Genomic DNA, 21,762 nt, shown 5'->3' with positions numbered 1-21,762 from the left:
TCCCTCGGCTTTCGAGGAACAGCTTCGCACAGACTTCCTTGAAAATTCATTCCTCGATACCCGCATTCAGCGCGCTTTGTGCGGCTCATTCCGAAAATGACCTCATTTTCGCATGTGCGTTTAAATCGAATTGGCGGGAGTGCGAGCTAAGCGCCTCTTAATATGTCGCAACTACAGATAGTCGGACGTGTGGGGCGACGGCCGGTGCGATGCAAGATCCCGAGACGGCAACGGAGACCAGGAGCCCGGCGAAGCCGTCGGCCACGGCGCGTGGCCTTTCGGGTTTCTTCACCACGGTCCGCGGCCGGATCTTCGTCGCGTTCCTGAGCATGAGCCTGCTCTCGGGGGCGCTTGGGCTCTACGCGGTGGTCGCGATCTCGCATATCGGCACTCTGGTCAACCGGACCTACGACGAGTCGCTGATGTCCATCAATTATGCCCGGGCGACAGCGGCCGACTTCGCCAAGATGCGCACGGCTTTCGCCCGGCGGATGCACCTGCGCAACGAGGCCGAGACGGCCAAGCTGAATGCCGAGATCGCGGATCTGTCGACGACGCTGGCCGAGGATCTCACGATCGCGGTCGAGCGCTCGCAGTCCGACCGGGCGGTGCGGACCGCCGGAGCGGTTCAGGCTGCGGTGAGCGCGTGGGAGGAGATGCGGCGCACGTTCGATCCGTCGACGGCCCGCCCGGAGCGCTGGGACGCCCTGGATCAGAAGGCCAACGCGGTCGACAATCAGATCGACCTGCTCGTGAACTACACGGCGGGCGACGGCTTCACGTTCCGGCAGGCGGCGCGCTTCCTGGTGGCGCGGGAAATGCGCGTCAACGCAATTGCGGCGGTGCTGGCGATCGTCGCCTGCGGGCTCGTCGCGTGGCTGCTCAACCGGCGCATCACCGGGCCCCTCGCGGCGGCCTCCGCGGCCGCGGAGCGGATCGCCAGCGGCCGTCTTGAGGACCGCATCCCATCCGGCGGCCGGGACGAACTCGGCAGTCTGCTCCGCTCCATGGCGGTGATGCGCGACAACATCCAGGCCATGATGGCCCGGGAGGTCAGTCAGCGCCGCCGCGCCGAGGCGCTCGTCACGGACGCGCTTCAGACCTCGCGCGAGGGCGTCGTGGTGGTCGATGCGGCGGGACGGATCGCGCTGGCCAACGCCCAGGCCCAGAAATTCTTCGCGGGGCTGGGCGAGGCGATCGAGGCCGGGATCTCCCTCTGGGGGAACCCGGAGACCACCGAATCGGCGCGACCGAAGCCCCACGGCGATTGCTTCCTGGCGCTCGCCCGCGACGGCGATATCCGGCTGGCGGACGGCCGGTGGCTCCGGGTCAGCCGCAGCGCCACCCAGCAGGGCGGCTTCATCGCGGTGTGCAGCGACATCAGCCTGCTCAAGGAGCAGGAGGATCGCCTGACCGCCACCAACCTCCGCCTCGACGCCGCCCTGGACAACATGTCCCAGGGCCTGTGCCTCTACGATGCGCAGGACCGCCTGATGGTGGTCAACCGCCGGTACAGCGAGATCTATGGCTTGGTCCCCGGTGCGGTCGAGCCCGGCATGACCGCCGTGGAGGTGATGAACGTCAGCCTCCGAGCCGGCAACCATCCGGGCTGCGATATCGAATCCTTGCTCCGCGCGCAGCGGGAGGCGTTCTACGGCGGCGTCTGGCACACGCATTTCCAGGAATTGTGCAACGGACGCATCGTCGCGATCGAGCGCCGCAAGACGGCCGATAACGGGTTCGTCGCTACCTACGAAGACGTGACAGAGCGGCGGCAGGCCGAGGCGCGCATCGCCTTCCTGGCGCATCACGACATGCTCACCGGTCTGCCGAACCGCATCGCCCTCGGCCAGCAGATCGAGGTGGCGATGGCGCAGGCGGGCCGTGATTACGGCTTCGCGGTCTTCGCCGTCGACCTCGATGATTTCCGGCCTGTGAATGAGACGCTGGGGCACGGCGTCGGCGACGAGTTGCTTACCGCAGTGGCGAACCGTCTGACCGCCTGCGTGCGCGAGATCGACTGCGTCGCCCGCCTGGGCGCCGACGAGTTCATCGTGATCCAGCGCGGCATCGACCGGCCCGAGGACGCCGCGGTCCTCGCCCGGCGGATCATCGAGGTGGTGAGTGCGCCCTACAGTCTGAGCAGCCACGAGATCAGCGTCGGTCTGACCATCGGCATCACCCTGGCGCCAAGCGACGGGACGAGCTGCGAGAAACTCCTGAAGAACGCCGAGGTCGCCCTCGACCGCGGCAAGTCCGAGGCGCGGGGCTCGTTCCGATTCTTCGAGCCCGAGATGGATGCGCGCCTGCAGGCCCGCCGGGTGCTGGAGCGGGACCTGCGCGAGGCTTTGGCCCGCGAGTCGTTCGAGGTCTATTACCAGCCGATCTACAGCCTCGACGCCGACCGGATCTGCGGATTCGAAGCCCTGTTGCGCTGGGATCACCCGGTTCGGGGTTTCATTTCCCCGGCCGAGTTCATCCCGATCGCGGAGGAACTCGGTCTGATCGTTCCGCTCGGCGAGTGGGTGCTGCGCCGGGCCTGCGAGGAGGCGGCGCGCTGGCCGGACGGGCTCAAGGTCGCGGTCAACGTGTCGGCGGTGCAGTTCACCTCGGCGAGCCTCGTCAACGTCGTGCGCGAGGCGCTGCGCCGGACCGGCCTGCCCGGCCGGCGGTTGGAGCTGGAGATCACCGAATCGGTGCTGGTGGCCAATCCCGGCGCCACGACTGCGATCCTGCACAGCCTCAAGGCGCTCGGTGTCCGCGTCGCCATGGACGATTTCGGCACCGGCTACTCGTCGCTGAGCTACCTGCGCAGCTTCCCGTTCGACAAGATCAAGATCGACCAGTCCTTCGTGCGCGATCTGTGCATCAAGGACGGGACGGATTTCATCGTGCGGGCGGTGATCGGACTCGGCGCCAACCTGGGCATGACCACCACGGCAGAGGGTGTCGAGACCGAGGCGCAACTTGCCGTTCTGCGCGCCGAGGGCTGCGACGAGGTGCAGGGCTATCTCTTCAGCCGACCCGTGCCCGTCTCGGAGGTCAACGCGGTGATCCTCCGCTGGAATGGGGCCAGCCGCGCGATCGCGTGAGCGCAAGGTCCACTCGCTTTTCCCCCCTTACGGCTACGGGCTCCACAGGTTTGGGGCTTGAGGCTGATGACAGAGCGCGGCCGTCCCCTCTCCCGCTCGGGAGGGGACCCGCGCCCCTTCCAGTTAGCGACTGAGCCGTCGCAGACAGCAAACCTGTGTAGCCGGTAGCCCATTGCGGGGAAGGGCCAGGGGTGTGGGTGGTTGAGGATTGAGCGCCCCGGTGCCTCCTGCACCACCCCCACCTCCAACTCCTCCCCGCAAGGGGGAGGAGAGCGCCCTACGGTGAGCGAAGTTCGAACAGCGTTGCTTCGTCGCGAGACGGGAGGAGCGCCGAGCCCCTGCCCTACTCCGCCGCGTCGAGCCGCGGGCGCTCGACATGGCTGCGCTCGGCCTTCACCAGCTCGGCGGTGCGGAACGCCACCTCCAACGCCTGCTCCGCGTTGAGCCGCGGGTCGCAGTAGGTGTGGTAGCGGTCCTGCAGGTCGTCGGCCGTCAGCGCCCGGGCACCGCCGGTGCATTCGGTGACGTCCTTGCCGGTCATCTCCAGGTGGATGCCGCCCGCGAAAGTCCCCTCGGCGCGGTGCACGCCGAAGAAGCCCTCGATCTCCTGCATCACTCGCTCGAACGGCCGGGTCTTGTAGCGGCCGGCCGGAATCGTGTTGCCGTGCATCGGATCACAGATCCACACCACCTTGCGCCCTTCCCGCTCGACCGCGCGGATCAGTGCCGGCAGGTGGTCGCCGACCTTGTCGGCCCCGAACCGGCAGATCAGGCTGAGCCGACCCGGCTCGTTCTCCGGGTTGATCAGGTCGATCAGCCGGATCAGCCCCTCGGCCTTCATCGACGGGCCGCACTTGAGGCCGATCGGGTTCTTGATGCCGCGGGCATATTCCACGTGCGCGTGGTCCGGCTGCCGGGTCCGGTCGCCGATCCACAGCATATGGCCGGAGGTCGCGTACCAGTCGCCCGTGGTCGAATCGACCCGGGTCAGCGCCTCCTCGTAGCCGAGCAGCAGGGCTTCGTGGCTGGTGTAGAAATCGGTGGTCCGCACCTCCGGATGGGTCTCCGGATTGATGCCGATCGCCCGCATGAAGTCGAGCGCATCGGTCATGCGGCCCGCCACATCCTGGTAGCGCGAGGATTGCGGTGAATCCTTCACGAAGCCCAGCATCCACCGGTGCGCGTTCTCGAGGTTCGCGTAACCGCCGGTTGCGAAGGCGCGCAGCAAGTTGAGCGTCGCGGCCGATTGACGGTAGGCTTCGAGCTGACGGCGCGGATCCGGGATCCGCGCCTCCTCCGAGAAGCCGATGCCGTTGACGATGTCGCCCCGGTAGCTCGGCAGGCTCACGCCCTCCAGCGTCTCGGTCGGCGAGGAGCGCGGTTTGGCGAACTGCCCGGCGATGCGCCCGACCTTCACCACCGGCGAGCCGCCCGCGAAGGTCAGCACCATCGCCATCTGCAGGAACACCCGGAAGAAATCACGGATGTTGTCGGCCGAATGCTCGTCGAAGCTCTCGGCGCAATCGCCGCCCTGCAGGAGAAACGCTTCGCCCGCGCCGACGCGCGCGAGCGCCGCCTTCAGCTTGCGGGCCTCACCGGCAAAAACCAGCGGCGGAAAACTCGCGATCTGCGACTCGACGGCACCCAGGGCGGCCATGTCCGGATAGGTGGGGACCTGCTCGATCGGCAGGTTTCTCCAGCTCTTCGGTGTCCAACGCTCGCCCATGGCCTCTCTCCGCGCACCCTAGAGCCGTGCCCGATCGCGTGCGGCTCTAAGTCCTTGTTGTGACGCGCGCTCTTGCGCCGAACCGGTGTCCGGTTCCGCAGAAAGCGCGCGCGTCGTGCGACCGCGCCTCACGCGCGAAGCGCGGCTTATAGAGAGGTTGCCACACCCTGACGAGTGCCGGAATGCGAGGGGCAGGCGCGAGCGGGATTCAGACCTCGCCGTCCTCGACCTCGATCCCGTGCTCGGCGAGGATCCAGAAGATCGCCTCCAGATCCTCCGCGGACACGTCCCGAGGGGGCAGGGCCTCTTCGAGATCGTCGTAGGTCAGGCAGCGACGGCGTTGCGCCTCGGCCTTGGCGAGCAGCTGGTCGATCGCCTTGCGGATGTCGGGCGGGAGCGCATCGTGGCTCGGGGGGCGGTGGAAGGCGGGCCGCAGCGCATCCGCCAGCAGGCCGTCGATGATGGCCTGCCGCCGCGCATGCGCGTCGTCGCCCCCGCGTCCCTTGCCTGCGCTATGCTTACCCATGCCCCTGATATGGCTCGGCCGGGCACCGCGTCGAGGCCCTGAGACTCTGGAGCCCTCAGCCGACGCCCACCGGATGCTTGGTCACCTCCGGCACGCGCATCGTCACGAGTTCCTCGGCGGCCGTCGGGTGGACCGCGATGGTCCGGTCGAAATCGGCCTTCGTGGCGCCCATCGTCACCGCGATGCCGACCACCTGGATGACCTCGCCGGCATCGTGGCCGAAGATGTGGACGCCCACCACCCGGTCGGTCGCGCAATCGACGATCACCTTCATCAGGATACGCTCCTCGCGGCCGGAGAGCGTCGCCTTCATCGGGCGGAAACGCGCCTTGTAGACGTCGATCTTGCCGTAGATCTCCCGCGCCGCCGCCTCGCTGTGGCCGACGACCCCGATCTCGGGGGTCGAGAACACCGCGGTCGGGATCAGGCGGTGATCCACGCAGGACGGCTTGCCGCCGTAGACCGTGTCGGCGAAGGCGTGACCCTCGCGAATCGCCACCGGGGTCAGGTTGGCGCGGTTGGTCACATCGCCGACCGCGTAGATCGACGGGACCTTGGTCTGGGAATACGCATCCACCGGGATCGCCCCGGCGGCGTCGAGGTCGACGCCGATCCGGTCGAGGCCCAGGCCCTCGACATTGGGCCGTCGTCCGGTGGCGATCAGCACCTGATCGACGGCAATCTCGCTACCGTCGTCCAGTCGGGCGCAGAGGGCACCGTCCCGTCGCTCGATGCCCGTGAGGGTACGGCCGAGCCGCAGGTCCATCCTGTGACCGTAGGCCTCCGCGAGGGCATCGCGAACCTCGTCATCGAACCCGCGCAGCAGCCGGTCGCCCCGGTGCAGCAGGGTCGTGGCGCTGCCCAAAGCCGCGAAGACGCCCGCGAACTCGACAGCGATGTAACCGCCACCGATCACCAGAATGCGCTCCGGCAGGCTCTCCAGCTCGAACACCTCGTTCGAGGTGATCGCCAGTTCGATGCCGGGCACGGCCGGCTCCTTCACCGGATGGGCGCCGACCGCCACGAGGATCCGCTCCGCCCGGATGGTACGGCCGGATTTAAGGAGGCGCACCGTGTGCGGATCCTCGATCACGGCCCGTTCGGGCACGATCTCGACACCGGCCCGGATCAGGTTGGCGTCGTAGATGCTTTCGAGCCGGGTGACCTCCGCGTCGCGGCGCTGCTTGAGCTTCGACCAATCGAAGCGCGGCTTCTCCACCGTCCAGCCGAAGCCGGCGGCGTCCTCGAACTCGTCGGCGAAGCGGCCGGCATAGACCATCAGCTTCTTCGGGACGCAGCCGCGGATCACGCAGGTTCCGCCGACCCGGTATTCCTCGGCCAGCGTCACCTTGGCGCCGTAACCCGCCGCGATCCGCGCCGCGCGCACGCCTCCCGAACCGCCGCCAATGACGAAGAGGTCCACGTCGAAAGCGCTCATGCGGGGCCGTCCATCCTGGGGGTCGTTTCCGCGCGCGGCCGGGACGCCACGCGCATCCACGAGATGGCAGCGCCGAGACCTGCCGTCCACCACGCCGCCCAGCCGTTGTGCTCCACGAAGGCGATCGCGACCGCACAGGCGACGAGTCCGAGCGCCGCGGCACGGTCGGGCTGATCCAGCCGGGCGAGGCGGGCGAGCATCAGCATCAGGGTCAGCGCCGCGAGGAGCGCGCCGGGCAGGCCGAGCTCGGCCCAGACCTGAAGGAAGCTGTTATGCGGGTGCCCGACCCCGAGCAGCACGCGCATCTCGGGTGCGAGCGTCTGCGCGGCCGGGGTCTCGGCGAAGCGCGCGCTGGTGCCGAAACCCGCACCCCGCCAGGGATCGGCCGCCACCGCCGCGCCGAAGCTGCGCGCGATCGCGACCCGCGCCCGGGAGGAGGATTGCACGAGACGCTCGTGCGCCGATTCGGGCATGATGTGGGCGAGGAGATCACCCTCGACAGGGGCGAGCGCCACCGCGAGACCGAGGCCCAGACCGGCAAGACCGATTCCGGCGCGCCGGGGCAGAAGGCGGCCCGCCGCGAACATCGCGCCGCCGGCGAGCAGGCCGAGCTGGGCGGCGCCGCTGATCGAGCGCAGCACGCCGAGCGCCGCAGAGACCAGCGTGACCGCCGCCAGGCCGCGGGCGCGCTGCCGCCAGAGGACCAGGGCGAGCGGGCCGGCCACGAGGTCGAGGGTCAGCGCCGGCCGGTTGTGCACGAAGGCGGCGGCCCGATGCCCCAGGGCCCTCTCCAGGGCGAGATCGGAGGCCAGATCCACGGCGATCAGCAATCCGGCGAGCGCGATCGAGGCAGCCCCAACCCGCGGCGCGAAAGCCGGGATGCGCCCGGGGGCGAGGCAGGCCAGGAGATAGGCCGCCGTGAGCGCCGGGAGGAACTCGCCTGCCATCCGCAGCGACACGGCCGGGAACGGACTCCAGGCGATCGAGACGAGGCTCCACGCCAGGAACCCGAGCGCCGCTCCGGCGAGCGGGGTGCCGAGCGGTGCCAGGATCCGGCGCGCCGCGTCGCCACGGTCCTCGATCACGCGCCCCGCAAGGAATGCGAGCGCCGCCAGCCCGATCACCAGCGGGCTCGACCGATTGGCCAGCACCATCGCAAGCGGCATCCCGGCGAGGCAAACGCCGCCCGCGGCGTAGAGGCGGCCGGGGGAGCCCGCGCAGGCGTTCGAGGGGACTTTCACGGCAGCCCTCTCAAGGCCGTGAAGCCAAGCGCGCGGCAAGAGATCGATGCAGCATGCCTCAATGACACGCCTCCCCCTCTCATCGTGGCTACGCGCGGTCGTGTGCTGGATCCGGGTCGTAGTCCGCTTGCGCTCCATACGCCTGGGAAAGGGTGGAGCCACAACCGGTTCGCCGCGATGTTCTCGCATGCGGGCCCGACGCCCCGGTGGGGTGGGGCCCTCACTGCATCTGGTGCCCGCGCTTGCCCATTTCGGCGCGGACGCGGACCATGACGTATTCCGACACGTCCTGGGTCCAGTCCTGCATCTCCTGCACCATCTCGTCGAGGAGTTGCGGCTGCGCCTCGACGTAGTGCTTGCCGGCGGGTGAGCGGAAGAAGGTCGCGATCTCCTGCAGCTCGGCCTCCGAGAACTTCGTCGCGTAGGTGCGGGCCGCGATGTCGATCATGCGCTGCTTCTGCAGCTCCATCTCGGGTTGCAGCGAGGCCAACACGTCGTCGAGATCCTTGGCGAGTTCCGGCCGGGTGACGGACTGCTTGCGGATCTGGTCGGCGAAGGCGGGCAGCACCGAGTCGAATGAGCGGGCGATGCCGGAACTGAGCATCACCTCGCGGGCCAGGGCGAGATGGTTCGGGGTCATGGCCGGTGCCGCCGGCGTGTTGGCGGCGGGCGTGCTGGGCTGGGCCGCAGGCTTTGCCGGCGCCGGCTTATGAGCCTGCGCGAAGGCAGCGGACGGAAGCGCGAGGCCAAGCGCGAGGCCGAGCGCGGCGGTGAGGCGTCGGGACATGCTGGGTTGATCCTGCGAGGATGGCTTGCGGGGGAAGCGGCGCCTCAGGCGAGGCTGCCGAGAACGGTGATGTCGGCTTGCCCGTCCCGTGCGGCCGCCAGGATCGCGGCGTTCGCGATGCCGAGGAACAGGCCGTGCTCGACGACCCCCGGGACAGCCCAGAGCGCGGCGCCGAGCGCCTCGGGATCGGGGATCGCGCCGAGATGGGCGTCGAGGATGTGGTGTCCGCCATCGGTGAGCAGGGGCGCGCCGTCGGGACGCTGCCGCAGCCGGACGGCGCCGGAGCAGCCGGCATCCGCGACGGCTCTCTCCACGGCCCGGTGGGTGGCGGTGAGGCCGAAGGGATTCACCTCGATCGGCAGCGGGAAGGCGCCGAGCCGGTCCACGCGCTTGGCCGCATCGGCGATCACGACCATGCGGTGGCTGGCGCAGGCGACGATCTTCTCCCGTAGGAGCGCCGCGCCGCCGCCCTTGATCAGGCGTAAGCTGCCATCCACCTCGTCGGCGCCGTCGATGGTCAGGTCGAGCTCCGGCTGCTCGTCGAGGGTGGCGAGACGGATGCCGAGGCCTTCGGCCTGGGCCCGCGTCGCTTCGGAGGTCGGCACGCCGAGGATGTCGAGACCGTCACGGACCCGCTCGCCCAGCAGCGCCACGAAGGCGGCAGCCGTGGAACCGGTGCCGAGGCCGAGCCGCATGCCGGGCTCCACGAGGTCGAGGGCGCGCGCCGCTGCGGCCCGGCGCAGATCCGGCCCGCTCACCGGGAGCGAGCCCGGTCGACAAGGTTAAGCGAGGGGGCGCACGTCATGGGCCGGACTTTCCGCGAGGATCGCGCGGCCCCTAGCACGGGACTCGGCCGACCGGAACGCCCGCTCCGACGATGCGGCGTCAAAAGCGGCCGCCTTGAGCCGGCGTGGCGCTGGCGCCGGCCCGGCCGGGGGCCGGACCGGTCAGTGGCGCGTCGGAGGCGCCGTCCGTCCCCGGCTTGCCCTGCTGGGTGCAGACGACCTGCTCCTTCTTCACCAGCACGAAGCAGATGCTCATCTCGCCGGTCCGGTAATTGACCCGGAAGACGCCGGCCTCGCGGGTGTGACGGCTCGCCACCAGCCCGTATTCCGAGGGGGTCTGCGGCCCGGCGCCCTCCCCGGCACCGAAGCAGACGGTCTGGCCGATGCCGCCGGCCGATTCCTGGAGGCCGTACTGGCAGGACGTGACCTCGCCGGTCACCTTGTCGACCCGGTACATGCGGTTCAGATCGATCTGCGGGGCCGGCACGAACTCGTAGGATGTCGCGGCGGCCGGCGCGACGGGGAGCGCCGCGCAGGCGGCCAGGAGGAGCAGAGACGGTTTCATCGTTGATTCCGGGGCGGGGACCTGCAGGCTTTCGCCGGGCTTTCGGGCGAGTCTGGGGCGCAGCGATCGATGATCCGCCGGGACGCGGCGCAGCAGGGGTGCCAGCTTGCCGATAGCAGCGCCCCCCGGTAGCGAGGCCCGTGCCAGCCAGGAGCTTCATCGCTATGTCCGCCGCTTCCACGACCCGTCCGCCCATCGCCGTGTTCGATCTCGACGGCACCCTGGCGGAGACCGCGGGGGACCTGATCGGCACGCTGAACGTGCTGATGCGGCGCGAAGGTTTGCCCGAGCTTCCGCTGTCGCAGGCCCGCGGGCTGATCGGCGCCGGTGCCAAGGCGCTGATCCGGCGCGGTTTCGAGGCGGAGGGACGTGCGCTGTCTCCGGAGGATCACGAGCGGCTGTTCGAGGCCTTCATCGCCCATTACGGCGAACACCTCGCCGACACGTCGCACCTCTTCCCGGGTGTCGTCGAGGCGCTCGATGCGCTGGAGGCCGACGGTTACCGGCTCGCAGTCTGCACCAACAAGTACGAGGGTCAGTCGGTCGAGCTGCTGCGCCTTCTCGGGATCGGCCACCGCTTCGCAGCCATCTGCGGCCGCGATACCTTCCCCCAGTTCAAGCCCGATCCGCGCCATCTCGCCGGGACGATCGAGCGCGCCGGCGGCGATCCGGCCCGTGCCGTGATGGTCGGTGATTCCCGCACGGACATCGACACCGCCAAGGCGGCCGGCATCCCGGTGGTCGCCGTGACCTTCGGCTACACCGACCGGCCGGTGACCGAGCTCGGACCCGACCGGGTGATCGAGCATTTCTCGGAGCTTCCTGCAGCAATCCGGGACTTGGCGCCGGCAAAAATCGCCTGAGGTGTCAGCCGAGCCAGCGCCGAAGCCGGGCCACGGCTTCGTGGCACTCGGCTTCCGAGCCCGCGAACGAGAACCGGACGTGGTGGCTGCCGAGATCCGGATCGAAGTCGAGGCCCGGTGTCGCCGCGACATGGGCCTCGTCGAGCATCCGCCGGCAGAAATCCGCAGCGTCGTTGGTGAGGTTCGCCACGTCCGCGTAGAGGTAGAATGCGCCGTCGGCCGGGTGCACGCGCCCGAGGCCGAGGCCCGGCAGCGCGTCGAGCAGGATGGTGCGGTTGCGCGCATAGCCGTCGCGGACGGCGTCGAGTTCTTCCGTCGCGTCGAAGGCTGCCAGCGCCCCGATCTGCGACAGGTAGGGCGCCGAGATGTAGAGATTCTGCGCCAGCCGCTCGATCGGGCGGACCAGGGTTTCCGGCACCACCATCCAGCCGACGCGCCAGCCGGTCATGCAGTGGTACTTGGAGAAGGAGTTGATCACGACCGCTTCGGGGTCGAAGCGCAAAGCCGTTTCGGTTGGCAGGCCGTAGCTGAGGCCGTGATAGATCTCGTCCGAGATCAGCGGCAGGCCGAGGCTGCGGGTCGCGGCACAGAGGTCCCGCAGGGCCGCCTCCGTGATGACGGTGCCGGATGGGTTGGCGGGGCTCATCACCAGCGCCCCGGAAACCGGTGCCCTTGCGTGGGTCTCGCGCAGGAGCGCGGCGGTCGGGGCGAACCGGTCCTCCGCGCGCAGGATCATCGGGGCGGGCACGAGGTCGAGGGCGGACAGGATGTTGCGATAGGCCGGATAGCCCGGCTGCGGCACGGCGACACGTGCGCCGGCATCGAACAGGCTCATGAAGGCCAGCACGAAGCCCGCCGATGACCCCGTGGTGATGACCACCCGCTCCGGCGGAATCGAGACGCCGTGACGCTCCGCATAGTCCCGGGCGATGCGCGCGCGTAAAGCCGGCAGACCGAGGGCTTCGGTGTAGGGGACGCGCCCGGTCGCCAAAGCATTCTGCGCCGCCGCGATCACGGCGCGCGGTGCCGGGGCCGAGGGCTGACCGACCTCCATCCGCACCACGTCGGCACCGGCGCGCACCTTGGCGGCGGCGGCGGCCATCACGTCCATGGCGAGGAACGGCTGGACGATGGCGGCGCGTCTGGAGATCGGGGTCATGGGATCCTTCTCTGTGCCGGATGCGGCAGCACGGCCGAGGCGATCCGGTCGGGCTCCGGAGGTTAGTTCGCCACCCCGGAGGCCTCAACCGCCAGGCGCGGCAGCGCTGCCCTTGCGGAACCGATCCGTGACACGCGCATCCGATTGACCCGATGCCGTGAAAACGCCAAACCCAGCGCCTACCGCTCGCGCCCAGTGCGGGCCGGCTTGCCCCGCAAGCGAGGATCCATGCCGTTCATCCGCCCCCTGCCCGCGCTGGCCCTGGCGCTCGGCCTCGTCGCCGTTCCTGCCCTCGCGCAGACTGCCGGAGCGCCCGCCGCCTCCCCGTTCACGGACGCGCAGCGCGCCGGGATCGAGGCGATCGTGAAGGACTACCTCGTCAAGCACCCCGAGGTGCTGCAGGAGGCATTGGCCGAGGCCGAGAAGCAGCAGGCCGAGACGCAGCGCCTCGCCCAGGCTGCCGCGCTTAAGGAATCCCGCGACTCGCTTCTCAACGGGCCGCACGATGTCGTGGCCGGCAATCCCTCGGGCGACGTCACGATGGTCGAGTTCTTCGATTACAATTGTGGCTACTGCCGCAAGGCCCTGGGCGACGTCCAGGCGCTGATCAAGTCCGATCCGAAGCTGCGGGTGGTGATCAAGGACTTCCCGGTGCTCGGCCCGGAATCGCTGGAGGCCAGCCAGGTTGCCGTCGCGGTGCGTCAGCAGCTGAAGGGCGATAAGCTGTTCGAGTTCCACCAGAAGCTGCTGGAAACCAAGGGCCGTGTGAACGGAGCTCGGGCCATCCAGGTCGCCAAGGATATGGGCGTCGACACCGCCAAGCTGCAGAAGGACATGGCCTCCCCCGAGGTGAAGGCGGCGCTCAGCGAGAACCGCGGCCTCGGCGACCGGCTCGGCCTGTCGGGCACGCCGGCTTTCATCATCGGCGACGAGGTGATCCCCGGCGCGGTCGGCGTCGATCCGATCCGCAAGACGATCGCCGACGTGCGTCAGTGCGGCCACGCTTCCTGCTGAGGAGACGGGCCTCTCAGTCGCCCGGAGCAAAGGCGGGTGCGGCCTTGTCGCGCCGCACCGCCTTCGTCTAAGAGCCGCCAGCCGCAGGGCCGTTTTCCACCGCCGACTCGATGGGCGGACCGACGCGCCGCGATACGAAGTAGGCCGGATGCCAAAGAACGACGCCATCGATCCCGAGCTCGTGCGCGAGCTCGCAAACCTCGTCACCGAGACGGGCCTCTCCGAGATCGAGGTCGAGAAGGGCGACCTGCGCATCCGCGTCGTGCGCCGGCTCGAGCCTGTGAGCGTTCAGGTCGCGGCGGGTGCGCCCGTGGCCGCTCTGGCTGCGCCTCCGGGACAGTCTGTGCCGTCCGCCCTGGCTCCGGCCGAGCCGCAGCGGACGCAGGCCGGGACCGTGCCCTCGCCGATGGTCGGGACCGCCTATCTGCGCGCCTCCCCCGACGCCAAGGCGTTCGTGGATGTCGGCGCGAAAGTCGAGGTCGGCGACAAGCTGTTGCTGATCGAGGCGATGAAGACCTTCAACGAGATCGTAGCGCCCCGCGCCGGCACGATCAGTGCCATCTTCGTCGAGGACGGACAGCCGGTCGAGTTCGGCGAGACCCTGCTCGTCATCAGCTAAAGCGCTCTCCGACGAGGTAAACACCGGTTCGGCGCAAGAGAGCGCGTCACAACAAGGGGTTATAGCCGTGCACGATTGCGACGCGATCGAGCACGGCTCTAGGGTGTCCGTGGGCACACCGCCGCCGCTTAACCAGAGGATAGCGCCTCCTGCGCGGTTCGGTATCGCCAGGACGCCCTAACGGGTCCGATGTTCGACAAGATCCTGATCGCGAACCGGGGTGAGATCGCCTTGCGCATCCTGCGGGCGGCGAAGGAACTCGGAATCGCCACCGTGGCGGTCCATTCCACGGCCGATGCCGACGCCATGCACGTCCGGCTCGCCGACGAGAGCGTCTGCATCGGGCCGCCGGCGGCGCGCGACAGCTACCTGAACATCCCGTCGATCATCGCGGCCTGCGAGATCACCGGGGCGGACGCGGTCCATCCCGGCTACGGCTTCCTGTCGGAGAATGCCCGCTTCGCCGATGTGCTGGCGCACCATCAGATCGGCTTCATCGGCCCCAAAGCGCAGCACATCCGCACCATGGGCGACAAGATCGAGGCCAAGCGCACGGCGCTCAAGCTCGGCATCCCCTGCGTGCCGGGCTCCGAGGGTGGCGTGGAGGATATCGATACCGCCAAGCGGGTCGCTGCCGAGATCGGCTACCCGGTCCTGGTCAAGGCGGCGGCGGGTGGCGGCGGGCGCGGCATGAAGGTCGCGCGCTCCGAGGCCGAACTGGAGCAGGCCATCGGCATGGCCAAGTCCGAGGCCAAGGCCGCCTTCGGCGACGACGCGGTCTACCTCGAGAAGTACCTCGAGAAGCCCCGGCACATCGAGGTGCAGGTCCTGGGTGACGGCCGCGGCGGTGCCGTGCACCTCGCCGAGCGCGACTGCTCGCTGCAGCGCCGCCACCAGAAGGTCTGGGAGGAAGGCGGCTCGCCCGCCCTCAACGAATCGATGCGCGCCGAGATCGGCGGTATCTGCGCCAACGCCATGAAGGAACTGGGCTACCTCGGCGCCGGGACCGTCGAGTTCCTGTACGAGGATGGCAAGTTCTACTTCATCGAGATGAACACCCGCATTCAGGTCGAGCATCCCGTGACCGAGATGATCACCGGGATCGATCTGGTGATTGAGCAGATCCAGGTCGCGTCGGGCGGCGCCTTGTCGGTCAGCCAGTCGGACATCAAGGTCGAGGGCCACGCCATCGAGTGCCGGATCAACGCCGAGCACCCGGAGACCTTCCAGCCCTCGCCGGGCGTGATCACCCATTATCACACCCCCGGCGGGCTGGGTGTCCGCGTCGATTCCGCCGCCTTCCAGGGCTACCGGATCCCGCCGAATTACGATTCGCTGATCGGCAAGCTGATCGTGCACGGCCGGACCCGCAACGAGTGCCTGATGCGCCTGCGCCGGGCGCTCGACGAGTTCGTCATCGACGGGATCGAAACGACGCTGCCCCTGTTCCGGACCCTGGTCCGCAACCCGGACGTGCAGAACGGCCTTTACGACATTCACTGGCTGGAGCATTTCCTCGAAGACGGCGGCATGAAGGTCTGACCGGGCTGCGGCGACCGCAGCAGGCGGTCCCCTCTGGTCTTCGCGTCGGACACGCGCGACATTCAGGCCATGCACGACAGCCACCGCGTGGACATCACCCCCGAGATCCTGCTGAAGGCCTACGCGGCGGGCATCTTTCCGATGGCCGAGGACGCGCAGGACCCGACCCTCTACTGGGTCGAGCCGAAGGCCCGCGGCGTCCTGCCCCTCGACGCGTTCCGCGTGCCCAAGCGCCTCGCCCGGACGGTGCGGTCCGACCAGTTCGAGGTGCGGTGCGATACGGATTTCAACGGCATCATCGACGGCTGCGCCGCCCCCCGCCGTGACAGCGAGCGGACCTGGATCAACGGCCGCATCCGGGACCTCTACGGGGCGCTGTTCGATGTCGGCCACGTCCACACGGTCGAGGTCTATGCGGGCGACGACCGGCGGCTGGTCGGCGGCCTCTATGGCGTCTCGCTCGGGGCGGCCTTCTTCGGCGAGAGCATGTTCCACGAGGTCCGCGACGCCTCGAAGGTCGCGCTGGTGCATCTGATGGGCCGCCTGCGCGCCGGGCATTACCGGCTCGCCGACACGCAGTTCGTCACCGATCACCTCGCGCAATTCGGCGCGGAGGAACTGCCGCGGCATGTCTACAAGCGCCGCCTCGCCGCGGCGCTGGAAGAGGTCGCCGACTGGAACGTCTGGCCGGGGGACGGCTCGGTGACCGGTGCGCAGGTTCTGGAGGCGTTGGGCGACCAGGGCGACGCTTAGAGCGCACTCCGCCGAAATGGACACTGGTTCGGCGCAAGAGAACGCGTCACAATAAGCGCTCAGAGCCACGCACGATTGCAACGCGATCGGTCACGGCTCTCAAGCGGGTGCGGCTCGCTCAGCGGAACAGCGCGTCGAACAAGTTCTGCGGCTGCTGCGGCGGAGGCGGCGGGGCCGGTGCCGGACCCTCGTTCGACGGGAAAAACTTGCGCGAGGGCTTCTGGCGGGGCTGAACCGGCACGCCGCGCGGCGCCTCGACATCGACCTGGCCGGCGGCGTTGATCTGCTGAGCGGTCTTGGTGCTATCCTTGCCCGCGCGCTTGGTCTTCTCCGGTTTGGCCGCGACGGCGGGAACGTCCTCCTGCTCCTTGGCCTCGGCGATCACGTCGGCGCCGCCTTTGCAGTCGACCAGCCAGACATCGTAGATCGGGTGCTCGATCGCGTGCAGCCCGGGGCTCGACGCGAACATCCAGCCGGTGAAGATCCGGCGATACTTGTTGTCGAGGGTGACCTCGTCGACCTCAAGGAAGGCCGTGGTCTTGGGGCTCTCGGTCGGCGGCCGCGTGTAGCAGACCCGCGGGGTCAGCTGCAGGGCGCCGAACTGCACCGTCTCGTCGACCGCGACCTCGAACGACACGATCCGGCCGGTGATCTTGTCGAGCCCGGAGAACACCGCGGTCGGGTTCTTGATCTTATCGGCCGCAGCCGGCCCTGCCAGAACGGCGAGCGCGAGGCTCGGGGCAAGCACCAAGCGTGCGAGGGCGATGATGCGGCTCAAGGCGCGGATCCCGAAGCGAGGGAGGCCGGCCGCGCCAACGGATGCGCGGCGGACATGGCGAGTGCCCCGCCATCAACACCGGAACGGTGGCGGCAAAAGGGCGCCTGAACCGCCCCGCGATGGCTGTTATTCGCCCGGGGTCCAGGACACGTAATCGCCGGTCGCCGCCGGGCGTTGGCCCCAGGAGAGCTGCGAGCCCTGCGGCCGGTAGGCGTTCGGCGTGCCGGTCTGGTTCTCCATGTGGGGCTGCTGCCACGCGCGAGGCTGGTAGTTCTCCTCGCTCGGCGCAACATCGACGTTGTGGCAGAGCCAGCCGCGCCAGCCGGGCGGCACCTTCGAGGCGTCGGCGTAGCCGTTATAGACCACCCACCGGCGCTCAGAGCCGACAGAGCGGTCGATCAGCGCCCCTTCCGCCTTGTAGTACTTGTTCCCGAAATCATCCTCGCCGACGAAGATGCCGGTGCGCGCGGTCTGGAGCGCGAGGGAGACGGTCTGGCCGTTCCACCACGTGAAGACGCGCAGCAAAGTGTCCTTCAGCGCCATCGCCGGTCCCGGAATCGTGTCGCGCCGCTCGGACGCTTTCCGGCGCTGTTATGGTGACCGCACGCGCGCGAGTCCAGCGCGCCGAATGATGTGTCGCTACGCGGTAGCGTCAAGGGACGGTTCCCGCCCAAGCCCTGAAATCACAGGCGCGTGACGCTGTGAATCCAAAATATTCCCGAACCGAATCTCGGAAGCCGCAACGACACTTACGCAGGCCTCAGCGGATATCCACAGGATTCTGCAAGCCGGCACAACATCTAGCGTGGAACTGAGCAGCGGAACACCACTTGTTGACGTGGGAGCCTATGAAGCGGTATTCTCGCTGTATCGGTCGCGCTCCGGAGTGGCGTGTGCAGCAGGGGCGGCCGTTCCAAGATTTCGCATGCGTGGCCGGGGTCGGCTCAACCTATGAGCGTGGCCTGCTGCGCATCCCACTATCGGGAATAGACCCCGCTTCGTGCGGGGCCGGGGCCTTCGTGTCCCGTCGGGAGAGGTGTGTTTCATGCGGTTCGAGCGTCGCTACACAACGGCCGGACAATCGCCCTACGCCAGCATCACGTTCCGCAAGGCGCTGAGCGAGATCCGCAACCCGGACGGCTCGGTGGTGTTCCGCCTCGACGGCATCGACGTGCCGGAGAGCTGGAGCCAGGTGGCGAGCGACGTGCTCGCGCAGAAGTACTTCCGCAAGGCGGGCGTGCCGGCGCGGCTGCGCAAGGTCGAGGAGAACGCGGTCCCGTCCTTCCTGTGGCGTTCGGTGCCGGACGATGCTGCCCTCGCCGCGCTGCCCGAGGACGAACGCTTCGTCTCCGAATCTTCGGCCACGCAGGTGTTCGACCGGCTCGCCGGCTGCTGGACCTATTGGGCCTGGAAGGGCGGCTACTTCTCGTCGGAGGACGACGCATCGGCGTTCATGGACGAGCTGCGCTTCATGTTCGCCCGCCAGATGGTGGCGCCGAACTCGCCGCAATGGTTCAACACCGGCCTGCATTGGGCCTACGGCATCGATGGACCGAGCCAGGGCCACTATTACTGCGACCCGCAGACCGGCGTGCTGACCAAGTCGGCCTCGGCCTACGAGCATCCGCAGCCGCATGCCTGCTTCATCCAGTCGGTTCAGGACGACCTCGTCAACGAGGGCGGCATCATGGACCTGTGGGTGCGCGAGGCGCGCCTGTTCAAGTACGGCTCCGGAACGGGCTCCAACTTCTCGATGCTGCGCGGCGAGAACGAGAAACTCGGCGGCGGCGGCAAGTCGTCCGGCCTGATGAGTTTCCTCAAGATCGGCGACCGGGCGGCCGGCGCGATCAAGTCGGGCGGCACCACGCGGCGCGCCGCCAAGATGGTCATCGTGGATATCGATCACCCCGATATCGAGTCCTTCATCGACTGGAAGGTGAAGGAGGAGCAGAAGGTCGCCGCCCTGGTGACCGGTTCGAAGGTGGTCTCCAAGCACCTGAACCTGGTGATGAAGGCTTGCACGCAATGCGAGGCCGAAGGCGACGCCTGCTTCGATCCGGAGCGCAACCCGGCGCTCAAGCGTGAGATCAAGGCCGCCCGCCGCGCCTCGGTGCCGGATTCCTACATCAAGCGCGTCGTGCAGTTCGCCCGGCAGGGCTTCACCAAGATCGACTTCCCCGTCTACGACACCGATTGGGATTCCGAAGCCTACCTCACGGTCGCCGGCCAGAACTCCAACAACTCGGTCTCGCTGACCGACGACTTCCTGCGCGCTGTCGAGGCGGATGCCGACTGGACCCTCCAGGCGCGCACCACCGGCAAGGCCACCAAGACGCTGCCGGCGCGTGAGCTGTGGGAGAAGATCGGCGAGGCTGCCTGGGCTTCGGCGGATCCGGGCCTGCACTTCAACACGACGATGAACGACTGGCACACCTGCCCGGCGGGCGGGCGGATCCGGGCCTCGAACCCGTGCTCCGAGTACATGTTCCTCGACGACACCGCCTGCAACCTCGCCTCGGCGAACCTGCTGACGCTCTATGATCGCGAGACCAAGCGCTTCGATGTCGAGGCGTTCGAGCACCTCAATCGCTTCTGGACGGTCGTGCTCGAGATCTCGGTGATGATGGCGCAGTTCCCGTCGAAGGAGATCGCGGAACTGTCCTACCGTTACCGGACGCTGGGCCTCGGCTACGCCAATATCGGCGGCCTGCTGATGACCATGGGCCTGCCCTACGATTCGGATGCGGGCCGGGCTCTGGCCGGCGCGCTCACCGCGATCATGACCGGCGTCGCCTACGCCACCTCGGCCGAGATGGCGGCCGAACTCGGCACCTTCCCGGCCTATGACGAGAATGCCGATGCGATGCTGCGGGTCATCCGCAACCATCGCCGGGCAGCCTACGGCGAAAGCGAGGGCTACGAGTTCCTGAACGTTGCTCCGGTCGGGCTCGACCACGCCAACATTCCGCAGGCGGACCTCGGCGACCATGCCCGTGCCGCCTGGGACCGGGCGCTGAAGCTCGGCGAGGAGCACGGCTACCGCAACGCCCAGGCCACCGTGATCGCGCCGACCGGCACGATCGGCCTCGTGATGGATTGCGACACCACCGGCATCGAGCCCGACTTCGCCCTGGTGAAGTTCAAGAAGCTGGCCGGCGGCGGCTACTTCAAGATCATCAACCAGGCCGCGCCGGACGCCCTGCGGGCTTTGGGCTACCGGGAATCCGAGATCGCCGAGATCGAGGCCTACGCGGTCGGCCACGGCTCGATGGGTCAGGCGCCGGGCATCAACCCGACGACTTTGCGCGCCAAGGGTTTTTCGGACGAGAAGATCGCGGCTGTTGAGAAGGGCCTGAAGTCGGCCTTCGACATCAAGTTCGTGTTCAACCGCTGGACGCTCGGCGACGACTTCCTGACGCAGGCCCTGAAGGTCCCCGCGGAAAAGCTGTCGGACCCGACCTTCGAGCTGCTCCCCTTCCTCGGCTTTTCGAAGAAGGAGATCGAGGCCGCCAACACCCATATATGCGGGGCGATGACGCTGGAGGGCGCGCCCTTCCTCAAGCTCGAGCACTACCCGGTGTTCGACTGCGCCAATCCGTGCGGCCGGATCGGCAAACGCTACCTGTCGGTCGACAGCCACATCCGCATGATGGCGGCGGCGCAGCCCTTCATCTCGGGGGCGATCTCCAAGACCATCAACATGCCGAACGACGCCACGGTGGAGGATTGCAAGGCGGCCTACCTGCTGTCCTGGCGCCTCGCCCTCAAGGCGAACGCCCTCTACCGCGACGGCTCCAAGCTGTCGCAGCCGCTCAACTCGGCCCTCATTGCGGATGAGGACGACGAGGCCGATGACGCGATCGAGGCCCTGATCCAGGCCCCGGCCGCCGCCAAGGCCGCCGCGGTGGCGGAGAAGATCGTCGAGCGGGTGATCGAGCGGGTGGAGCGGATCCGCTCCCGCGAGAAGCTGCCGACCCGCCGGAAGGGCTACACCCAGAAGGCGGTGGTGGGCGGCCACAAGGTCTACCTGCGCACCGGAGAGTACGACGACGGCCGCCTCGGCGAGATCTTCATCGACATGCACAAGGAGGGCGCGACCTTCCGGAGCCTGATGAACAACTTCGCCATCGCGATCTCGCTGGGCCTCCAGTACGGCGTGCCGCTGGAGGAATACGTGGAGGCCTTCACCTTCACGCGGTTCGAGCCGGCCGGTTTCGTGCAGGGCAACGACGCGATCAAGAACGCGACGTCGCTCCTCGACTACGTGTTCCGCGAGCTGGCGGTCTCGTATCTCGGCCGCGCCGACCTCGCCCATGTCAGCCCCGCCGAGATCGGCGGCACGGTGATCGGCGGCGGCGAGAGCGGCGACACGACCCGCGAGGGTCCCAAGCCCGCCGCGGCCTCCTCGGTCGTCTCCCGCGGCCTGCTCCGCGGCTCGGCCGACCGGCTCACCTTGATCCAGGGTGGCCCGGCCGGTGCAAGCCTGGGTGTCGGTGCGGCGAACGCCGGCCAGTCGGCTCCGGCCGGCGGGATCGTCCACGCGATCCGCGGCAGCACGGCGCTGAAGTCTGAACCGGCGGTTGCTGGCCACGCCGAGACCGTCGCCGACTCCCTGCCCTTCGCGAAGGCGGAGCGGAGCGTCGCCGACCGGCGCGCCGAGGCGAAGATGAAGGGCTATGTCGGCGAGGCCTGCCCGGAATGCGCGAACTTCACGCTGGTCCGGAACGGCACCTGCCTGAAGTGTGACACCTGCGGCGGCACCACCGGCTGCTCGTAGTCACCGGGCCTGTCCCGTAAGCACCATCGACGCGGTGTCGCTCCGGCGACGCCGCGTCGCGCTGTTTAGAAGTTCAGCGACAGTGCCCGCGGTCATT

17 protein-coding genes are annotated in these 21,762 nt (G+C 68.6%); 7 read left to right on the top strand and 10 right to left on the bottom strand.

Going from position 1 to position 21,762, the window contains the following annotated elements; genetic code table 11:
• Nucleotides 1-209: 209 nt before the first annotated feature.
• The gene (locus MKK63_RS15440) at nucleotides 210-3,092 is read left to right on the top strand and encodes an EAL domain-containing protein (protein WP_244003177.1); all 2,883 of its coding nucleotides are present in this window, start codon (nucleotides 210-212) and stop codon (nucleotides 3,090-3,092) included.
• 343 nt (nucleotides 3,093-3,435) lie between these two features.
• Here MKK63_RS15440 and MKK63_RS15435 read toward each other — a convergent pair whose 3' ends face one another.
• The 7 genes from MKK63_RS15435 to MKK63_RS15405 form a co-directional block, all read right to left on the bottom strand.
• Nucleotides 3,436-4,818 (bottom strand): class II 3-deoxy-7-phosphoheptulonate synthase, encoded by a 1,383-nt coding sequence (locus tag MKK63_RS15435; RefSeq protein WP_243920941.1) that lies wholly within the window; start codon nucleotides 4,816-4,818, stop codon nucleotides 3,436-3,438.
• Between the two features lie 208 nt (nucleotides 4,819-5,026).
• Complete coding sequence (locus MKK63_RS15430; RefSeq protein WP_244003175.1) at nucleotides 5,027-5,344, bottom strand: RNA polymerase sigma factor region1.1 domain-containing protein; 318 nt, start codon at nucleotides 5,342-5,344, stop codon at nucleotides 5,027-5,029.
• 55 nt (nucleotides 5,345-5,399) lie between these two features.
• A complete protein-coding gene (gor, locus tag MKK63_RS15425; RefSeq protein ID WP_244003172.1) occupies nucleotides 5,400-6,782 on the bottom strand; it encodes a glutathione-disulfide reductase in 1,383 nt (460 codons plus the stop codon).
• Nucleotides 6,779-7,948, bottom strand: coding sequence for an O-antigen ligase family protein (locus MKK63_RS15420; RefSeq protein ID WP_244003228.1), 1,170 nt, complete (start codon nucleotides 7,946-7,948; stop codon nucleotides 6,779-6,781). The genes gor and MKK63_RS15420 overlap by 4 nt, the downstream gene beginning before the upstream one ends.
• 295 nt (nucleotides 7,949-8,243) lie before the next feature.
• Nucleotides 8,244-8,810 carry a DUF2059 domain-containing protein gene (locus MKK63_RS15415; protein WP_244003170.1) on the bottom strand — a complete coding sequence of 189 codons (567 nt, stop codon included), beginning with the start codon at nucleotides 8,808-8,810 and terminating at the stop codon, nucleotides 8,244-8,246.
• Between the two features lie 44 nt (nucleotides 8,811-8,854).
• Entirely contained in the window at nucleotides 8,855-9,568 is a 714-nt protein-coding gene (rpiA, locus tag MKK63_RS15410) for a ribose-5-phosphate isomerase RpiA (protein WP_244003168.1), read from the bottom strand.
• 127 nt (nucleotides 9,569-9,695) lie between these two features.
• Nucleotides 9,696-10,160 carry a hypothetical protein gene (locus MKK63_RS15405; protein WP_244003166.1) on the bottom strand — a complete coding sequence of 155 codons (465 nt, stop codon included), beginning with the start codon at nucleotides 10,158-10,160 and terminating at the stop codon, nucleotides 9,696-9,698.
• A gap of 164 nt (nucleotides 10,161-10,324) precedes the next feature.
• Here MKK63_RS15405 and gph point away from each other — a divergent pair, with 164 nt between their 5' ends.
• Entirely contained in the window at nucleotides 10,325-11,023 is a 699-nt protein-coding gene (gph, locus tag MKK63_RS15400) for a phosphoglycolate phosphatase (RefSeq protein WP_244003163.1), read from the top strand.
• 4 nt (nucleotides 11,024-11,027) lie between these two features.
• On the opposite strand, the gene MKK63_RS15395 is transcribed toward gph, so the two are convergent.
• Nucleotides 11,028-12,182 carry an aminotransferase class I/II-fold pyridoxal phosphate-dependent enzyme gene (locus MKK63_RS15395; RefSeq protein ID WP_244003161.1) on the bottom strand — a complete coding sequence of 385 codons (1,155 nt, stop codon included), beginning with the start codon at nucleotides 12,180-12,182 and terminating at the stop codon, nucleotides 11,028-11,030.
• A 228-nt stretch (nucleotides 12,183-12,410) separates the two neighbouring features.
• Here MKK63_RS15395 and MKK63_RS15390 point away from each other — a divergent pair, with 228 nt between their 5' ends.
• The 4 genes from MKK63_RS15390 to aat all read left to right on the top strand — a co-directional run bounded on the left by MKK63_RS15390 (nucleotide 12,411) and on the right by aat (nucleotide 16,110).
• Nucleotides 12,411-13,196 (top strand): DsbA family protein, encoded by a 786-nt coding sequence (locus MKK63_RS15390; RefSeq protein WP_244003159.1) that lies wholly within the window; start codon nucleotides 12,411-12,413, stop codon nucleotides 13,194-13,196.
• 148 nt (nucleotides 13,197-13,344) lie between these two features.
• On the top strand, nucleotides 13,345-13,815 hold the full coding sequence (gene accB / locus MKK63_RS15385) for an acetyl-CoA carboxylase biotin carboxyl carrier protein (RefSeq protein WP_244003157.1): 471 nt from the start codon (nucleotides 13,345-13,347) through the stop codon (nucleotides 13,813-13,815).
• A gap of 189 nt (nucleotides 13,816-14,004) precedes the next feature.
• Nucleotides 14,005-15,357, top strand: coding sequence for an acetyl-CoA carboxylase biotin carboxylase subunit (accC, locus tag MKK63_RS15380; protein ID WP_244003155.1), 1,353 nt, complete (start codon nucleotides 14,005-14,007; stop codon nucleotides 15,355-15,357).
• Nucleotides 15,358-15,426: 69 nt separating this feature from the next.
• Nucleotides 15,427-16,110, top strand: coding sequence for a leucyl/phenylalanyl-tRNA--protein transferase (aat, locus tag MKK63_RS15375; protein WP_244003153.1), 684 nt, complete (start codon nucleotides 15,427-15,429; stop codon nucleotides 16,108-16,110).
• A gap of 118 nt (nucleotides 16,111-16,228) precedes the next feature.
• On the opposite strand, the gene MKK63_RS15370 is transcribed toward aat, so the two are convergent.
• Together MKK63_RS15370 and MKK63_RS15365 are read right to left on the bottom strand one after the other, a co-directional pair.
• Nucleotides 16,229-16,888 (bottom strand): DUF2155 domain-containing protein, encoded by a 660-nt coding sequence (locus tag MKK63_RS15370; RefSeq protein ID WP_244003151.1) that lies wholly within the window; start codon nucleotides 16,886-16,888, stop codon nucleotides 16,229-16,231.
• Between the two features lie 126 nt (nucleotides 16,889-17,014).
• Nucleotides 17,015-17,431 (bottom strand): NADH:ubiquinone oxidoreductase subunit NDUFA12, encoded by a 417-nt coding sequence (locus MKK63_RS15365; protein ID WP_243921347.1) that lies wholly within the window; start codon nucleotides 17,429-17,431, stop codon nucleotides 17,015-17,017.
• Nucleotides 17,432-17,933: 502 nt separating this feature from the next.
• On the opposite strand from MKK63_RS15365, the gene MKK63_RS15360 reads away from it, so the two are divergent.
• Nucleotides 17,934-21,665, top strand: a complete 3,732-nt coding sequence (locus MKK63_RS15360; RefSeq protein WP_244003148.1) for a vitamin B12-dependent ribonucleotide reductase — start codon at nucleotides 17,934-17,936, stop codon at nucleotides 21,663-21,665.
• Nucleotides 21,666-21,762: the final 97 nt, after the last annotated feature.

The sequence above is a fragment of the Methylobacterium sp. J-088 genome (genome assembly GCF_022829295.1).
In the GTDB taxonomy this organism is placed as follows: domain Bacteria; phylum Pseudomonadota; class Alphaproteobacteria; order Rhizobiales; family Beijerinckiaceae; genus Methylobacterium.
The sequence above is the reverse complement of the archived record's forward strand: the minus strand, read 5'-3'. Positions and strand labels throughout refer to the sequence as shown.

Bases quoted from the DNA above. Each gene is read 5' to 3' on its own strand.
- accB (WP_244003157.1), top strand. From the start codon at position 13,345: ATGCCAAAGAACGACGCCATCGATCCCGAGCTCGTGCGCGAGCTCGCA.
- gph (WP_244003163.1), top strand. From the start codon at position 10,325: ATGTCCGCCGCTTCCACGACCCGTCCGCCCATCGCCGTGTTCGATCTC.
- MKK63_RS15440 (WP_244003177.1), top strand. From the start codon at position 210: ATGCAAGATCCCGAGACGGCAACGGAGACCAGGAGCCCGGCGAAGCCG.
- accC (WP_244003155.1), top strand. From the start codon at position 14,005: ATGTTCGACAAGATCCTGATCGCGAACCGGGGTGAGATCGCCTTGCGC.
- gor (WP_244003172.1), bottom strand. From the start codon at position 6,782: ATGAGCGCTTTCGACGTGGACCTCTTCGTCATTGGCGGCGGTTCGGGA.
- MKK63_RS15435 (WP_243920941.1), bottom strand. From the start codon at position 4,818: ATGGGCGAGCGTTGGACACCGAAGAGCTGGAGAAACCTGCCGATCGAG.
- MKK63_RS15415 (WP_244003170.1), bottom strand. From the start codon at position 8,810: ATGTCCCGACGCCTCACCGCCGCGCTCGGCCTCGCGCTTGGCCTCGCG.
- aat (WP_244003153.1), top strand. From the start codon at position 15,427: ATGCACGACAGCCACCGCGTGGACATCACCCCCGAGATCCTGCTGAAG.
- MKK63_RS15360 (WP_244003148.1), top strand. From the start codon at position 17,934: ATGCGGTTCGAGCGTCGCTACACAACGGCCGGACAATCGCCCTACGCC.
- MKK63_RS15390 (WP_244003159.1), top strand. From the start codon at position 12,411: ATGCCGTTCATCCGCCCCCTGCCCGCGCTGGCCCTGGCGCTCGGCCTC.
- MKK63_RS15405 (WP_244003166.1), bottom strand. From the start codon at position 10,160: ATGAAACCGTCTCTGCTCCTCCTGGCCGCCTGCGCGGCGCTCCCCGTC.
- MKK63_RS15430 (WP_244003175.1), bottom strand. From the start codon at position 5,344: ATGGGTAAGCATAGCGCAGGCAAGGGACGCGGGGGCGACGACGCGCAT.
- MKK63_RS15420 (WP_244003228.1), bottom strand. From the start codon at position 7,948: ATGCCGCTTGCGATGGTGCTGGCCAATCGGTCGAGCCCGCTGGTGATC.
- MKK63_RS15395 (WP_244003161.1), bottom strand. From the start codon at position 12,182: ATGACCCCGATCTCCAGACGCGCCGCCATCGTCCAGCCGTTCCTCGCC.
- MKK63_RS15365 (WP_243921347.1), bottom strand. From the start codon at position 17,431: ATGGCGCTGAAGGACACTTTGCTGCGCGTCTTCACGTGGTGGAACGGC.